The organism is Enterobacter sp. 50588862, assembly GCF_001462935.1.
In the GTDB taxonomy this organism is placed as follows: Bacteria; Pseudomonadota; Gammaproteobacteria; order Enterobacterales; family Enterobacteriaceae; genus Enterobacter; species Enterobacter bugandensis.
In genome coordinates, this window is sequence record NZ_LNHM01000018.1 from 109,302 (window position 1) to 125,216 (window position 15,915).

Below are 15,915 nucleotides of genomic sequence, written 5' to 3' on the forward strand. Positions count from 1 at the left end.
GTAAGCGCAGCGCCACCCGGCGAGAACTCAATAATCTTCCAGACAATCCACCTGACCAACCGCAGCCCAGTAGGCGTCCAGGTTGTCGCGCTTCACGGCGGTGATGGCGTTTTTGATCAGCAGCTGATTGGCCGCGGACGACAAAATCATCTCCTGCCAGGCCTTATCGCTCTGCTTTTTCTGTGGCGTACAGGTTTTCTTAATATCTTTCAGGACCTGTTGCTTAATCTGCGCCTCTTTCGCCGGATCGTCCTTTTCCTGAGCATGGACAAACGCGGCGAAGAGCAGACAAACCAGCAGGCAGACCAGGTGCGCAGCTTTCATCAACAACCCCCTTTAGACGTCACAGGCTTCCCATGAAATATATCGTTACATTCAGTGTAGCGATTCCAGTCGAAAGTATGATTTTCTCTTTTCTGCGCATGAGAATCGCCCACCGATAAGGTTACTGGATCCCCCCGCCCAGCGACTGCCACAGCGTGATGCGGTTCTCCAGGTCGGTTTGCTGCAGCGCAATCAGCGATTCCTGCGCCGACCACAGCGACCGCTGCGCGGTCAGTACCGTCAGATAATCCCCCGCGCCCGCCTTATAGCTGCGCGTTGCCACATCCAGCGTTTTTTGCTCGGCCGCCACGTATTCTCGCTGGGCATCAAGCTGCTCGCTGAGCGTTTCACGGCGCGCCAGCGCGTCGGCCACGTCTTTAAACGCGCTCTGGATGGCTTTTTCATAGGTCGCAATTAACCCTTTTTTCTCGGCTTCTGCATAACGCAGCTGCGCCAGATTGTTGCCACCGCTGAACAGCGGCAGGGTGATGGACGGCGCGAATGACCAGACCTTCATCCCGTGGCTGAACAGGGAGGAGAGCGAGTCGCTGCCGACGCCCGCGCTGGCGGTCAGTGAAATGGTCGGGAAGAAGTTGGCGCGCGCCGCGCCGATATTGGCGTTGGCGCTCAGCAGGTTATGCTCGGCTTCCTGAATGTCCGGGCGACGCAGCAGCGCGCTGGAGCTGACGCCCGCCGGGATCAGCGTGATGGCGTTATCGCTCAGGCTCTCCAGCGTGCCCGGCAGCAGGTTGTCCGGCACCGTGTCGCCCGCAAGCAGATTGAGGGCGTTTTTGTCCTGCATTACCTGCGTCTGGTAGCTCGCCACGCTGGCGCGCGCCTGCTGGTAAACCGCCATCGCTTCACTGACGTCCGTAGCCGCCGCGACGCCCACTTCCTGCTGGCGCTTCACAATCTTCAGCGAGTTTGCCGCGCTCTCCATTGTGGATTTCGCCAGCGCCAGGTTGCTGTTATCCGCCGCCAGCGTCACCCAGGCCGTGGTCAGCTCGCTAACCATCGTCAGGCGCGTGTTCTGCGCGGTGAACTCGCTGGCAAGCCAGGTTTCACGCGCGGCGCGGGAGAGGCTCTGGTTGCGGCCAAACAGATCCAGCTCGAAGCTGGAGACCGCGCCGTTGGCTTCGTCGCTTGTCGCGACGCCGCTTGCCAGCGTGCGGCTGCGGGTGTGGCTCAGCTCGGCGTCCGCCGTCGGAAACAGGGACGAGCGCGTTTCACCGTACTGTGCGCGGGCGGCGTCGATATCCGCGATCGCTTTTTGCACGTCGCGGTTGCTGTTGAGCGCCATCGTCACCACGCTTTTCAACCGCGCGTCGTTCATCACCTGCTGCCACTGGCTCACCACGGCGGTGGCTTCGCCGTGCGCGCCGGGCAAGGTCGCCGGGACGGGAGCGTCCGGGCGTTGATAGGTAGGGTCTAACGACACACACCCTGCGCTCAGCAGGACTAACGCTAAAACAGTGACACGAAACATTATGACCTCCGGTTCGCGTGTTTACCGGAGAACAGACGTTTCACCAGTACAAAGAATAAAGGGACGAAGAAGATCGCCAGCAGCGTCGCGGCCAGCGTTCCGCCGATAATGCCGGTACCAATTGCCACGCGGCTGTTGGCACCGGCACCGGTTGCAACGGCCAGCGGCGTCACCCCTGCGATAAACGCCAGCGACGTCATGATGATGGGACGCAGACGCGTCTGGGCGGCACGCAGGGCGGCGCGCGTCAGGGAGTAACCTTCTGCGACTTTGGCTTCGGCAAACTCGACAATCAGGATGGCGTTCTTCGACGACAGGCCGATAGTGGTGAGTAGCGCCACCTGGAAGTAGACGTCATTACTCAGGCCGCGCAGGGAGGCGGCAAGCGCCGCACCCAGCACCCCAAGCGGGATCACCAGGATGACCGAAATCGGCACCGACCAGCTTTCATACAGCGCCGCCAGACACAGGAACACTACCAGGATCGAGAGGGCATAAAGGCTCATCGCCTGACCGCTCGCCAGTTTTTCCTGCAACGATAAACCGCTCCACGCCCAGGTGCTGCCGGACGGCAGGCTGTTTGCCAGCTGCTCCATTTTGCTCATCGCCGTGCCGGAGCTCGCGCCGCTGGCGTTTTCGCCCTGTATCTCATACGCCGCCGAGCCGTTGTAGCGCACCAGGCTTTCCGGGCCATACTCCCAGCGCGTGGTGGCGAAGGCGGAGAACGGGGTCATGGTGCTGTCGCTGCCGCGCACATACCATTTGTTGAGATCGGACGGCACGGCGCGATAGTCGCTGTCGCCCTGGATGTAGACCTTTTTCACACGGCCGCGATCGATAAAGTCGTTCACGTAGGTCCCGCCCCAGGCGCTGGAGAGGGTGTCGGTGACGTCGCTCAGGGACAGCCCCAGCGACACGGCTTTGTTGTTGTCGATATCCACCTGAAGCTGCGGCATCTGCGGCAGATCGTTGGCGCGTACGGCGTGCAGCGAGCTGTCCTGGTTGGCTTCGCCAATCAGCTGGTTACGCAGTTTCAGCAGCGCATCGCGGTCGGTGCCGCCGCTGGCCATCAGCTCAAAGGTAAAGCCGTTGCTCTGGCCCAGGCCGTCTACCGCAGGCGGCGTCATCGCAAAGATGGTCGCATCGCGGATGGTGCTCAGTTCCTGCGTGGCACGCAGGGCGATGGCCTGAGCCGTGTTTGCATCGCCTTTACGCTCTGACCAGTTCTTCAGGGAGACAAACGCCATCCCGGCGTTCTGGCCGCTGCCGCTGAAGCTGAAGCCTTCAATGGTGAAGATCACGTTGGTGTTGGCTTTCTCTTTGGTGAGGAACCACTCGCGCACCTGGCGGCTGACTTCGGCGGTACGTACCGTCGTCGCGCCGGCTGGCAGGGTGTACTGCACCATGATTTCGCCCTGGTCTTCCGTCGGCAGGAAGCTGCCCGGCAGCTTAAGCATGGCGAAGCCCATCGCGCCGCAGAGCAGGGCGTAGATGACCAGCATGCCGCCGGAACGGCGCAGAGCGCGCAGCACCTTGTTCTGATAACCGCGCTCGGTCCTGCTGTAGAAGCGGTTAAACGCGCCGAAGAAGCCTTTTTTGTGCGGCGTCGTGTGGCTCAGAATCGAGCCGCAGAGCGCGGGCGTCAGGGTCAGCGCCACCACCACGGAGAGGAACATCGCCGAAATAATGGTGACCGAGAACTGACGGTAAATCACCCCGGTGGATCCGCCGAAGAAGGCCATCGGCAGGAATACCGCAGAGAGCACCAGCGCAATGGCGACCAGCGCGCCGGAGATTTCGCCCATCGATTTCTCGGTGGCTTCCCGGGCGGGCAGCCCCTCGTCGCGCATAATACGCTCGACGTTTTCCACCACCACGATGGCGTCATCCACCAAAAGCCCTATCGCCAGCACCATCGCAAACAGCGTCAGGGTATTGATGGAGTAGCCGAACAGCGCCAGTACGCCGAAGGTACCCAGCAGAACGACAGGTACCGCCAACGCGGGGATCAGCGTCGCGCGGATGTTTTGCAGGAACAGGTACATCACCACCACCACGAGGACAATGGCTTCGAACAGGGTCTGAATCACGTCCTCAACGGAGATCTTGATGAACTCGGTGCTGTCCTTCGGGTAGGCCACGTAGTAGCCTTCCGGCATCGACTTTTTGAACTCGGCAATCTTGTCTTTCACCGCCGTCGCAGTGTTGAGCGCGTTCGCACCCGGTGAGAGCATGACTGCCATACCCGCCGCCGGGTGGCCGTTGAGCTTCGCAGTGGCGGTATAATCTTCGCTGCCCATCTCCACGCGGGCGACATCGCTGATGCGCACCACCGCGCCGTTGGACTGGCTCTTCACAATGATGTTTTTAAACTGATCCACCGTCTGCAGGCGCGACTGGGCGCGGACGGTGGCGGTCAGCTGCTGGGCGTTCGACGAGGGCAGCGCGCCGATTTTACCGGCGGAGACCTGCACGTTCTGCGCTTCAATCGCGCTCTGCACGTCGGACGGCATCAGCGAGTAGGACGCCAGCTTCGCCGGGTCGAGCCAGATGCGCATCGCGTATTCCGCCCCGAACACCTGCAGGCTCCCGACGCCTTCCACGCGCGCCAGCGGATCCTGCATATTACTCACCAGCCAGTCGGCAATATCCGAGCTGCTGGCGGTGTCGGTTTTATCGTACACGCCCATGATCAGCAGGAAGTTGCTCTGGGATTTTTCGACGGTGATCCCGGACTGCTGCACCTCGGTGGGCAGGCGCGATTCCGCCTGCTGGACTTTGTTCTGCACCTGCACCTGAGCGGTGTCCGGGTCAGTGCCCTGCTCGAAGGTGACGGTAATGCTCACCGATCCGTCCGAGCTGCTGGTGGAGGTGAAGTAGAGCAGGTTATCCAGCCCGGTCAGCTGCTGCTCGATCACCTGCGTCACGCTGTTTTCCAGCGTCTGCGCGGAGGCACCGGTATAGGTGGCGGAGATTTTGATCGACGGCGGCGCAACGTCCGGGTACTGCGCGACCGGCAGCGTGCGGATGGCCAGCATCCCGGCGAGCATGATAAGAATAGCGATAACCCAGGCAAAGACCGGGCGACGCACGAAGAAACGGGAAAACATCAGGCGTTTCCTCCGTTGGCTTTCATCTCTTCGGCCTTCACTTCCTGCCCGGCGGTGACTTTGTCAGTACCTTCCACAATCAGCCTGTCGCCCGCCTTCAGCCCGCTCAGCACCAGCCATTTGTCGCCGTAGGTGTCACCGGTTTCCAGCTGACGCTGCTCGACCTTGTTGCTGGCATTGACCACCAGAGCGGTGGCGGTGCCTTTGGCGTCACGGGTGATGCCCTGCTGCGGCGCGAGGATCGCGTCGCTCATGACGCCTTCATCCACCCTGGCGCGGACAAACATCCCCGGCAGGAGCTGATGCTGCGGGTTCGGGAAGACGGCGCGCAGCGTGACCGAGCCGGTTGATTCATCCACCGCCACTTCGGTTAACGCCAGGCGGCCTTTCTCGCTGTAGGTGCTGCCGTCTTCGAGGATTAACGACACGCTTAGCGTATCGCTATTGGTGGCAAGGGTTTGCTTGCGTAAACGCAGCAGATCGGCGCTGGAACGGGTTAAGTCGACGTACATGCTGTCCAGCCCGCGGATGGTGGCGAGCGCGGTATCCTGCTGGGCGGTGACCAGCGCGCCGGGGGTGACGGAGGAGATGCCGATGCGTCCGGCAATCGGCGCGGTGACGGTGGTCCAGTTGAGGTTAATGCGCGCGCTCTCCTGCGCGGCCTTCTTTGATTCAACGCTGGCCTTGTCCTGCGCGCAGGTGGACTTCGCGTCTTCTGCGTCCTGACGCGACACGCCGTCGTCTTTCACCAGCTGCGCATAGCGCTGGGCTTTCTGGCAGTCGGCCTGCACCAGCGCCTGGGCCTGTTTCAGCGCCGCGGCGGCTTCATCAAACGCCGCGCGGTAGCTGGAAGGGTCAATTTGATACAGCGCCTGTCCGGCCTTCACGGTATCGCCTTCGGTGAACAACCTCTTCTGAATAATGCCGCCCACCTGCGGGCGCACTTCGGCGCTCATGGCGGCGGTGGTGCGGCCCGTGAGCTCGCTGACGACGGAGACCGGCTGGCTCATGAGGGTGACAATCCCCACATCCGGAAGAGGATGCTGGGGAGCAGATGTTTGCGCATTATCGCACCCGGTCAGGAGGAGTAATGCCGCGATGGAGGTTGTTATGGTTTTCATAATCTTTTTCCAGGGTGAACGATGCCTGCCCTGTTAAAGGATCAACAGGGAGGGGGCTATTTAAAGGCACAGCGATACCGCATCTCCGGCATGGCCGGAAATGCTAAGTTGGGAAATTACTTATTCCCGCTAATTATTCACATGCGATTACTTCGCAGAGAAAAGCATATTTAAAATATTCTGATAGATAGGCTCTAATTGTTCTGACGGTACTTTTAAAGGCGCGAGTCGACGGTAAATCGTGCCTTCGATCATCACTGCGGTAATTTCCACGCAGCAGCGAATATGTTCATCGCTCAGATGGGGAAATTGTTTTTTCAGGTGCGCACAGGCGTTGGTAAACATCCGGGCATCGGCTGCGATCAGCATGGCCGCCACCTGCGGGTTACGGGTCGCCTCGGCAGACATTTCGAGCATCAACGCATCGTCGTCTTCGTTGAGCGTCTGACGCCAGGCGAGCGCCTGCGGCATCCCTTCCACCACCGTTTTGTCCTGCATCCCTTCGATGCGTGAGTCGATAATGCGGCGGATCATCTCTTCAATAATCGCGTCTTTGTTACTGAAATAACGGTAAATTTGCCCGACACTAAGCTTCGCCTCACTGGCAATTTGCGACATGCTGGCGGCGTGAAATCCGCTGGCGCGAAAGCAGCGACGCGCGGCGGTGATGATTTCGTCCTGACGTTGTTTTTGTCGTTCTTCCAGCTTTGTGCTCATCGTCGTCTACCGTGTAAAAGTGAGAATGATCGTTCTCAGTATACGTTTTGGGTGCGTATTGGAAAGGCTTTTTTTATTTAGTTATTGAATGAATGTTTCTGTATTAAAAAAATGGAGGAAATTAGGAGTTTTTATGAAGGTTAAGCTGTGAGATATTCAAATTGCGCGGAAAATAAGGAGAGAAATATGCACCTGAGCATTACTTATAATGTAACACCCGCAGAAAAAGAAGAGCTATTTGTGGGGTTAAGAGCCTATAACGGACAGTTTATCGATCTGACAAACTTTAGCGGCGACATTGGCGTTTATGTACGAGACGATAAAGGCGTCATGCTCGGCGGGCTCATTGGAGTGCGTAAAGGCGACTGGCTGAATATCGACTTTCTCTGGGTCAGCGACACCGTGCGGGGTACCGGCGTGGGCAGCCAGCTTATCAAAACGGCTGAAGAGGAAGCCAGACGCAAAGGCTGCAAGCACGCGCTGGTGGATACCGTCAGCTTCCAGGCGCGCCCGTTCTATGAAAAACAGGGGTACCAGCTGCAGATGTCTTTGCAGGATTATCCGTACCCGGGCATGCAGCGACATTACCTGGCGAAAGCCCTTTAAGCTCTGAATCCGTAGGCCGGGTAAGCGCAGCGTCACCCGGCCATACCCGCATATAACTTATCCTTCTTATTGATTCTTTTTCGGTTTTTATTTCCCCGCCTCGTTGTCGATATAGTCACTACAACATTCAGCAAAAGGAACTGTCTTGTGAAACGTCGATTAGGTGCTCTGGTACTGGCTGGCCTGCTGCTGGCCGGGTGCGATCAAAGTGGCAGCGATGCCAAACACATTAAAGTCGGCGTCATCAACGGCGCCGAACAGGACGTGGCGGAAGTCGCCAAAAAGGTGGCAAAAGAGAAATATGGCCTGGACGTGGAGCTGGTGGGCTTCAGCGGCTCGCTGTTGCCTAACGATGCCACCAACCAGGGGGAACTGGATGCCAACGTCTTCCAGCATCGCCCGTTCCTTGCAGAGGATAACAAGGCGCATGGCTACAAGCTGGTGGCCGTGGCGAACACCTTTGTCTTCCCGATGGCCGGCTATTCCCGCAAAATCAAATCCGTCTCTGACCTGAAGGACGGGGCGACTATCGCCATTCCAAACGATCCGACCAACCTTGGCCGCGCGCTGCTGCTGCTGCAAAAAGAGAAGCTCATCACCCTGAAGCCGGACACCGGGCTGCTGCCGACGGCGCTGGATATTACCGCCAACCCTAAGCAGCTGAAAATCATGGAACTGGAAGGGGCACAGCTGCCGCGCGTGCTGGACGACCCGAAAGTGGATGTCGCCATCATCAGCACCACCTATATTCAGCAAACAGGGCTATCGCCGGTGCATGACAGCGTCTTTATTGAAGATAAAAACTCGCCGTACGTGAACATCGTGGTGACGCGCGAAGACAACAAAGACGCGGAGAACGTGAAGGCGTTTATCCAGTCGTATCAGTCACCGGAAGTGGCGAAAGCGGCAGAGACGATCTTTAACGGCGGGGCGGTGCCAGGCTGGTAAAGGTGCCGGCAGAAAACGCGGTGATGAAAATGGCCCGATTCCATCGGTAATCGCCCTTTAACCCACAGCGCCAATTGTGACGGCTGGCTATCCTCCTTATCACACCAACCGGAGGATAGCCCATGAACATTACCCAAATTCGCAATGCCACCCTGCTGATTACCTACGCCGGAAAACGTCTTTTAATCGACCCGATGCTGGCCCCGAAAGGCGCTTATCCGGGCTTTCCCGGTACGGCGCATGCCGAACGCCGTAACCCGACGGTCGAACTTCCCGTCGACGTCAATACGCTGCTGGACGCTGACGCGGTGATCGTCACCCATACCCATGACGATCACTGGGATCGCACCGCGGCAGAGCTGATCGCCAAAGACAAACCGATCTACGTGCAAAACGATCGTGACGCCGCGCTGCTGCGCAGCCAGGGATTTACCAACCTGACGATCATGACCGACGAGACCACCTTCGGGGAGGTTCGGATTGCGAAAACGTACGGCGGCCAGCACGGGACCGACCGCGCTTACGCCGTGCCAGAACTGGCGGAGCGGCTGGGTGAGGCCTGTGGCGTGGTGCTGCGTCATCCTGATGAGAAGACGCTCTATCTTGCCGGGGATACCATCTGGCGCGAAGAGGTGGCAGCCGATCTGCAAAAACACCAGCCAGATGTGGTAGTACTGAACGCCGGTTATGCCCACGTCATCGGCTTTGGGCCCATTATTATGGGACAGGAAGATGTGCTTAACGTCCATTTCCTGCTGCCGCAGGCTAAAATCGTCGCGAGCCACATGGAGGCGATTAACCACTGCCTGTTGACCCGCAGCGCGCTGCGTGAGTACGTCGAAGCCAACCAGGTGAGCGATGTGGTGAGCATTCCCCAGGATGGCGAAACCGTTATATTCTGAGTGCGTTAACGGGAAAGGAGAGACAGATGTCGCTAATCAACGTCGCGATTGTCGCGGTAGACGGGTTTAGCCCGTTCCACTACTCCGTTCCCTGCATTCTGTTTGGTGATTCGGTCTCCGGCGAAAAGCGCTTTAACGTGACGATCTGCGCCGAAACGCCGGGGTTTCTTACCTCAAAAGACGGGTTTGCCCTCAACGCCACGCAGGATTACACCGCCATCGGGCAGGCCGACATTGTTGTCGTTCCCTTCTGGCAGCACGTCCTTGAACGGCCGCCTCAGGCGCTGCTCGACAGCCTGGTGTTGGCGAGAGACAACGGCGCGGAAATTGTCGGCCTGTGTCTGGGATCGTTTGTGCTGGCCTGGGCGGGGATACTCGACGGTAAACGGGCCGCCACCCACTGGGAGTTCGAACGTCAGTTTCAGTCGCTCTTCCCGAACGTTCGGCTGGATATTAATGCCCTTTACGTGGATGACGGCAATATCATCACCTCCGCCGGTACTGCCGCAGCCCTCGACTGCTGCCTGTATATCATTCGCCAGCGCTTTGGCAGCGTGGTTGCCAACCAGATTGCCCGTCGGATGATTGTCCCGCCCCATCGCGAGGGCGGGCAGGCGCAGTTCATCGCCCAGCCGGTTCCGAAAGATACCCGTGACGCACGTATTAACTGCCTGATCGACTACCTGCAGCAGCACATCACCGAACCGCATAGTCTGGACTCGCTGGCGGAGGTGGTTTCGATGAGCCGCCGCACGCTGACCCGCCATTTTATTAAAGCCACGGGGATGAGCGTCGCCGACTGGCTTACCGCCGAACGCCTGCGGCGCAGCCAGATTTTGCTTGAAGCCGGAAATATGCCCGTTGAGAGCGTGGCGGAGCTGGTGGGATTTAATTCCGCCGTCACCTGGCGACAGCAGTTTAAGGCGCGCTTTGGGGTGAGCCCAGCGGACTGGCGAAAGACGTTCCGTGTTCATCCGTCTTTATAATTCTGTCGCGATTGAATAAAAAGGCGTGGGGGACATTTTCGGGGTGACGGCTACGAACGCCCCTAACGAGCGCGCTCTAAACACCGTAATCTATTATTTTCTACTTTAGCGCCAGTGTCTTTTTAGCGTGGTCCTGTTTTTTTGCTGAAAATGCTGATGTATCAGACGGGTTACAAGACGCATCTCTTCCGGTTAAGATATTGCACGTTACTTTCCAGAAGAAAAGGTAGTGGCATGAACAATATTGAAACGCAGTTACTTGAATCAGGTTTCACCGTAAAAGAGTTAGCGTATCTGAACCGAAACATCAGTCGTTATGGTTCATCCTTGCTCGAGGTCGTGCTTGAGTTAGGTAAGCGATTTATCATGGTTCTGTGTATTACTGCGGCTGTGGCTCTGATTTTCCTGGCGCTTATTTTTTTCGCTGAACATTACAATCTTGTTTCCGGGGGCATCTCTCTTTTCATCGTGTTGGCGATTGTCTGGTTTTTTCAACCCCCGGTCATTACCTACAAAGCCTGGCGCTACAGAAAGAAATACATTAGTTCTGGCCAGACGCATTAGAAATTAAATCAAACGAGACTTTTGCAGAGACACCCCAGCCGACAATTTTCATAGTGAGCGCTGCGCGATTCATACCGTCGACCTTGCGGTAGAAATCCAGCGGGAGATAGCGAAACAGACGCCATGATTCGGGTTTTCGGATGGCGCCAAATACCGTATAGACGCTTGCTGCCAGGCTTACGCTGTTGAAGACTCCCAGTGCTGATTCACGTTTAAATCCCATAAACTGAGCGATATCCATGACGCCATCTGCCAGCATACCTTCAGAATTTGGTTGATGTTGAAGGGTTCTGTTAATTTCTTTTGAAATAGCATTTGCACCATCCATAACCAGAATCGCTCCTGCAAGCGCACCCACTGGATTCATTGTCATCATTGCACCAACGCCTGCAACAATCTGTAACCCGGAAAGTACAACCTTTATCGACGAGATAAAGTAACCGATGACTTTGTTATTTTCTTTAACCAGTTCAATCTGAGCAAAAAGCTGAGCTGTACGTGAGCGAAGCATTCTGCTTTGATCAAGAAGACTTTCGTTCTCAGCCCGGATGTTTTTCAGGCATTCCATGCACTCATCATGACTTCTGGCCGCCCGGGTAGCGCTAAACTGTTGCATTACAAATTGCCGAATATCATCCATAAATTTAATTCGTGCGAGTCCGTCGCTGAGATGTTGCCCTCCGACAATATTCGCAGTATTGATAAGCTTTCGGGCTTCAAGGTTAATCATTGTTTCAGCCCATGCACGGGTGTTCTGACCAGGGAAAAGTGCAATATCCATTTTAATTTTCTCATCTGATAACCAATGTTTACAGATTATCCAGCCAGCAGAAACTGACAACAATAAATTGGATAATGTATCGCGAGCCCTGAATTCGCTGAAGCATATACCTGCGGAAATCATCATCGTCGTTGATGGCGACCATGAGAGGGATGACTGGAGAAAAGTAATTAAGGAAACAAACACTTACCCCAGTCTCTCCACCCTGGTCTCCCCCTCCGCCATCGACAGCTGATACAGCGAAAACGATCTGTGCTTCTCAATCAACGTCGCCAGCTCCGGCGAGTGGCTGGTGAGCCAGATCTGCGAGTAGTGGCTGGCCTCGGCGATTAAGCTCGCCAGAGCGGGCAGCATCTGTGGGTGCAGGCTGTTTTCCGGTTCGTTTAACGCGATAAACGCCGGCGGGCGCGGGCTTAACAGCGCCACCGCCAGGCACAGAAAGCGCAGGGTGCCGTCGGAGAACTCCGCCGGTTCCAGCGGCCTGCTCAGCCCCTCGCGCTGCATCATCATGCGAAAACGTCCACCGCTGTTGTCGCTGTAAAACACGCAGCCGGGGAAGGCCTGGTCGAGAATGCGCATCAGCAGCAGCTCGTCGCCAATCTCCACGATAGTCTGAAACGCCGCCGCCAGGTTGGCGCCGTCGCTGGCCAGCACCGGGGAGCGGAAACCGACCTGCGGAGCGCGCATCGCCGAGCCGATTGATACAGAAAACTCATGATAAAAGCGCCAGTTACGCAGGGATTCGCGCATCTGCGACACTTCCGGGTAAAGATGCGGTTCACCGAGCTGCCCGAATACCGATTCGTTCTCATACAGCGTGCCGCTGTGGGTCACTTTCTCGTGATGCACGTTGTTCAGAAACACGGCCTGATTCCTGCGCTTCATCAGCTGTGACGAAGGACGACGGTGCTGGCCGCTCAGCCAGATGGACTCCTCTTTGATCACCGGGTCGAGCTGAAACTGTGAGGGATACGGCAGCTTCTCCACAAACCCGACCTGCAGCTCGTATTCGTAGGTCTCTGTTTCCACCGCCAGGTTCATCCGCCGCAGCTGGTCGCTGCGGGTTTTGCCTGCCCAGAACACCTTCAGAATGCCGCCCTCGTTCGCCAGCGCCTGGGAAAACTGCCCTTGCGCGGCGCTGTGCATCAGGTGTATCGCCTTGTAAATATTGGATTTTCCGGTGCCGTTCGGCCCGAAGACGATATTGAGCTGCTCCAGTTCCAGCGACATCTCGCGGATGGAGCGGTAGTTTTGTATGTGCAGGGTGTGGATCACAGGCAGGCCCCTTTTGCAGAATAAGCCTGTATATAATCACAGTCTTTAGATGAAATGCAAAAAAGAGACGACAGTGAGGATGTCGTCTAAACGGGGTACTGCTTTGGGCCTCTATGGGTCAATGGGGCCTTCGCATTTTTTTCATCACTTGACTGCCAGACGCAGACCCAAATCATCAGGATAGGGATCAAAGTAGTTTTGCGTCATCAGATACCGGTCGGGGTATTCGGCCAGGTAGTGCTTCAGCAGCGTGATCGGCGCGAGGATAGGCAACTGTCCGTTGCGATAGTGCAGGATCACATCGCGCAGCTCGCCGCGCTGGCGAGTGTTGAGCTGGTTACGAAAATAGCCCTGAATATGCATCAGCACGTTGGTGTGATTCTTCCGTGAAGCAGGTTTTTTCAGGATGGTCATCAGCTTTTCCCGGTACGCCACGAAGAAGGCGTCCAGGTCTTCCCACTCGTGCAGCGAGGCAACGAACGGGCCAATCTCACGGTAGCCCGCCTGGTGGTGCGCCAGCAGCTGAAGCTTATAGCGGCTGTGGAAGTCCAGCAGCGCGCGGCGCGTGAGGCCATTTTTACGCAGCGTGTTAAGTTCGTGCAGCGCAAAAACACGTTCGACAAAGTTTTCCCGCAGCACCGGGTCGTGCAGGCGTCCGTCCTCTTCCACGGGCAGCCACGGCAAGGTTTCAAGGAGAGCGGCGGTGAACAGCCCGACCCCCTCCTTGCGGCCCCGGTTGCCGTTTTCATCGTATAGCCGCACGCGTTCCATGCCGCAGCTTGGGGATTTTGCACAGACAACGAAGCCTGCGAGATCGCCGATTTTCGGCAAATAATCTGCCGCAAAGTCAGCCATTTTCTGCGTAACGTCTTCGTGAGGTGCGTGGCTGAAGCGCATCTGCGTTTCTCCGTCTGTCGTGACGATCAGACGCAGCGCCGGGCGAGGCGTCGGCAGGCCGATGGCCATCTCCGGGCAGACGGGCCTGAAATTCACCCACTGGGCCAGCTCATCCATGATGAAGCCCATGCGCTTATGTCCGCCGTCAAAGCGAACGGCGGATCCGGTCAAACATCCGCTAATACCGAGCACAGGTTTCGTTGTCATGGTGTAGTCCTCCCGTTCATATAACTAAAACTTACACAACATGACTAATTTGTCCAAGTATTCGCGGAACTATTTTTTATAATCCTTTAAAATCAATGCCTCTTAACTGCCCTTGTAGGTCGAGTAGCCGTACTGGCTAAGCAGAAGCGGGATGTGCAGCTTTTCGTTGGTGCGGGTCACGGTAAACAGCACCGGGATCTCCGGGAAGAAGGTGTCCAGCTTTTTGCCGTGGAAGTACTCTGCGGTTTTAAAGGTCACTTTATAGACGCCAGGCTGCATGTCCTGGTCCAGCGGATAGAGCGATTTGATACGGCCATCGTGGTCGGTTTTGCCGCTGGCAACCTGAGTCCATTTGTCCTGCTGCTGCTTCTCCAGCGTAACGGTAACGTCTGATGGCGGCATTCCGGTTTGCTGGTCAAGAATGTGGACGCTTAGCGTGCCGGCAGGGGCGCTAAAGGCGGCAGGGGCGAAGGCCATCGAGGCCAGGATCAGCAGAGGGGCAGTTTTTTTCATGGTGTTTTCCTGTTGAGTTATTCGTCACAGGAAAACGTTAGCATCTGCGGCGTGGGAAAATATTCAACTTTTCGTGAAGATTCCCGCAGGAGAAAATTATCAGAGGATAATTACTTCAAGCGATACCTGCTGCTGCCACTGCTCCACCTGCTTTTTCCGCCCGGCGGTGAGCTTGCCGCTGGTGACCAGCAGCCATTTCCGCTCCGGGAAAATCTCCGGCGCCAGCGCGTCAGGGGGAACCGGCAGAATGTCGATGCGGTGGCCCTGCCCGGTGCGCGTTAGGGCTTCGAGCCAGATCTCGCACGGGTCGTTCAGGTGCCAGCCGCTGAGCAGAATATTGTCGCCCGGCGCTTTTTTATCGCCTTCGAGGCAAAACGAGGTGTAGGCGATGATGATGCCGTCGAGGATCGCGCGCAGGGTCATGGCGGCGGCGACGTTAGCCGAGACCTGGCTGCGCAGCGGACGCAGTACGTTCGCGACCAGTTCCGGCCTTGGGTACTCGCGTCCGGCATCGTAAATCATCTGGCGCAGGGACTCGACTTTGCCGTCCTGCAGGCGTTGCAGCATGATCTGCTGCAGCGTTTGCCAGTTGTTGGTCCGCCCCGGCGTCGGGCGCTCCAGCAGCGGTTTGACCTGGCCGATCGGGACGCCTTTTTTTACCCAGTCGAGGATTTTGAGCGCCTGCTGGACGTCCTCATCGCTGTACTGGCGGTGGCCGCCTTCCGTGCGCTGTGGCTTGAGTAAACCGTAGCGACGCTGCCACGCCCGCAGGGTGGTGGCGGTGATGCCGCTGAGTCTGGCGAATTCGCCGATGGAGTAAGCCATGTCCGTGTCCAGGGTGGAGGAATACTCTCAATATACTACGAATTTTCCCGAACGGGATGAAGCGCCGAAACGGTGCACTACACTTAACTTCCAACCGTGCAAATGAAAGGAATTCTCATGAAGCTATGGCCTGTTGTGACCGGTGTTGCGATTGCCCTGACGCTGGTCGCCTGTAAATCCCCCACGCCGCCGAAAGGCGTGCAGCCTATTACCCACTTTGACGCCAGCCGCTATCTCGGCAAATGGTACGAAGTCGCCCGTCTGGAAAACCGCTTTGAACGCGGTCTGGAGCAGGTGACGGCGACCTACGGCGAGCGCAGCGACGGCGGCATCAGCGTGCTTAACCGGGGTTTTGATCCGGTGAAGAACAAGTGGAACGAGAGCGAGGGCAAAGCCTACTTTACCGGCGAGCCGACCACCGCCGCGCTGAAGGTATCGTTCTTCGGCCCGTTCTACGGCGGGTATAACGTGATCAGGCTGGACGATAAGTACCAGTACGCGCTGGTGAGCGGCCCGAACCGCGACTATCTGTGGATCCTGTCACGCACGCCGACCATCCCGGATGCGGTAAAGCAGGATTACCTGAATACCGCGCGCAGTCTGGGCTTCCGGGTTGACCAGTTGGTGTGGGTGAAGCAGTAAAAATCGTGCTT

16 protein-coding genes are annotated in these 15,915 nt (G+C 57.2%); 6 read left to right on the plus strand and 10 right to left on the minus strand.

What is annotated here, in order from left to right; translation table 11 throughout:
* Positions 1-27 precede the first annotated feature (27 nt).
* The 5 genes from APT89_RS07225 to APT89_RS07245 all read right to left on the minus strand — a co-directional run bounded on the left by APT89_RS07225 (position 28) and on the right by APT89_RS07245 (position 6,758).
* A complete protein-coding gene (locus APT89_RS07225) occupies positions 28-324 on the minus strand; it encodes a YicS family protein (protein WP_048957724.1) in 297 nt (98 codons plus the stop codon).
* A gap of 121 nt (positions 325-445) precedes the next feature.
* Positions 446-1,810, minus strand: a complete 1,365-nt coding sequence (locus tag APT89_RS07230) for an efflux transporter outer membrane subunit (RefSeq protein ID WP_060571980.1) — start codon at positions 1,808-1,810, stop codon at positions 446-448.
* The gene (locus APT89_RS07235; RefSeq protein ID WP_060571981.1) at positions 1,810-4,920 is read right to left on the minus strand and encodes an efflux RND transporter permease subunit; all 3,111 of its coding nucleotides are present in this window, start codon (positions 4,918-4,920) and stop codon (positions 1,810-1,812) included. Before APT89_RS07235 ends, APT89_RS07230 begins: the two co-directional genes overlap by 1 nt.
* Complete coding sequence (locus APT89_RS07240) at positions 4,920-6,041, minus strand: efflux RND transporter periplasmic adaptor subunit (RefSeq protein WP_045260816.1); 1,122 nt, start codon at positions 6,039-6,041, stop codon at positions 4,920-4,922. The genes APT89_RS07235 and APT89_RS07240 overlap by 1 nt, the downstream gene beginning before the upstream one ends.
* Before the next feature lie 147 nt (positions 6,042-6,188).
* On the minus strand, positions 6,189-6,758 hold the full coding sequence (locus APT89_RS07245) for a TetR/AcrR family transcriptional regulator (RefSeq protein ID WP_028014987.1): 570 nt from the start codon (positions 6,756-6,758) through the stop codon (positions 6,189-6,191).
* Positions 6,759-6,944: 186 nt separating this feature from the next.
* Here APT89_RS07245 and APT89_RS07250 point away from each other — a divergent pair, with 186 nt between their 5' ends.
* From APT89_RS07250 to APT89_RS07270, 5 genes are all read left to right on the plus strand, one after another.
* Complete coding sequence (locus APT89_RS07250) at positions 6,945-7,364, plus strand: GNAT family N-acetyltransferase (RefSeq protein WP_041911691.1); 420 nt, start codon at positions 6,945-6,947, stop codon at positions 7,362-7,364.
* A 147-nt stretch (positions 7,365-7,511) separates the two neighbouring features.
* A complete protein-coding gene (gene nlpA / locus APT89_RS07255; RefSeq protein ID WP_028014989.1) occupies positions 7,512-8,312 on the plus strand; it encodes a lipoprotein NlpA in 801 nt (266 codons plus the stop codon).
* Positions 8,313-8,434: 122 nt separating this feature from the next.
* On the plus strand, positions 8,435-9,214 hold the full coding sequence (locus APT89_RS07260) for an MBL fold metallo-hydrolase (protein WP_041911690.1): 780 nt from the start codon (positions 8,435-8,437) through the stop codon (positions 9,212-9,214).
* A gap of 26 nt (positions 9,215-9,240) precedes the next feature.
* A complete protein-coding gene (locus APT89_RS07265; protein WP_060571982.1) occupies positions 9,241-10,200 on the plus strand; it encodes a GlxA family transcriptional regulator in 960 nt (319 codons plus the stop codon).
* 234 nt (positions 10,201-10,434) lie between these two features.
* On the plus strand, positions 10,435-10,764 hold the full coding sequence (locus APT89_RS07270; RefSeq protein WP_041911688.1) for a hypothetical protein: 330 nt from the start codon (positions 10,435-10,437) through the stop codon (positions 10,762-10,764).
* Here APT89_RS07270 and APT89_RS07275 read toward each other — a convergent pair.
* The 5 genes from APT89_RS07275 to APT89_RS07295 form a co-directional block, all read right to left on the minus strand.
* Positions 10,742-11,545 carry a DUF4225 domain-containing protein gene (locus tag APT89_RS07275; RefSeq protein ID WP_041911687.1) on the minus strand — a complete coding sequence of 268 codons (804 nt, stop codon included), beginning with the start codon at positions 11,543-11,545 and terminating at the stop codon, positions 10,742-10,744. The two genes, APT89_RS07270 and APT89_RS07275, sit on opposite strands and share 23 nt — an antisense overlap.
* Positions 11,546-11,731: 186 nt before the next feature.
* Positions 11,732-12,820 carry an AAA family ATPase gene (locus APT89_RS07280; RefSeq protein ID WP_060571983.1) on the minus strand — a complete coding sequence of 363 codons (1,089 nt, stop codon included), beginning with the start codon at positions 12,818-12,820 and terminating at the stop codon, positions 11,732-11,734.
* A gap of 144 nt (positions 12,821-12,964) precedes the next feature.
* Positions 12,965-13,924: a YbgA family protein gene (locus tag APT89_RS07285; RefSeq protein ID WP_041911685.1), complete on the minus strand. Its 960-nt coding sequence runs from the start codon at positions 13,922-13,924 to the stop codon at positions 12,965-12,967.
* A gap of 102 nt (positions 13,925-14,026) precedes the next feature.
* Positions 14,027-14,437 carry a hydroxyisourate hydrolase gene (gene uraH, locus APT89_RS07290; RefSeq protein WP_060571984.1) on the minus strand — a complete coding sequence of 137 codons (411 nt, stop codon included), beginning with the start codon at positions 14,435-14,437 and terminating at the stop codon, positions 14,027-14,029.
* Positions 14,438-14,536: 99 nt separating this feature from the next.
* Positions 14,537-15,262, minus strand: a complete 726-nt coding sequence (locus APT89_RS07295; RefSeq protein ID WP_060571985.1) for a MerR family transcriptional regulator — start codon at positions 15,260-15,262, stop codon at positions 14,537-14,539.
* A 117-nt stretch (positions 15,263-15,379) separates the two neighbouring features.
* Here APT89_RS07295 and APT89_RS07300 point away from each other — a divergent pair, with 117 nt between their 5' ends.
* Positions 15,380-15,904 (plus strand): lipocalin family protein, encoded by a 525-nt coding sequence (locus tag APT89_RS07300; RefSeq protein WP_028014997.1) that lies wholly within the window; start codon positions 15,380-15,382, stop codon positions 15,902-15,904.
* Positions 15,905-15,915 lie beyond the last annotated feature (11 nt).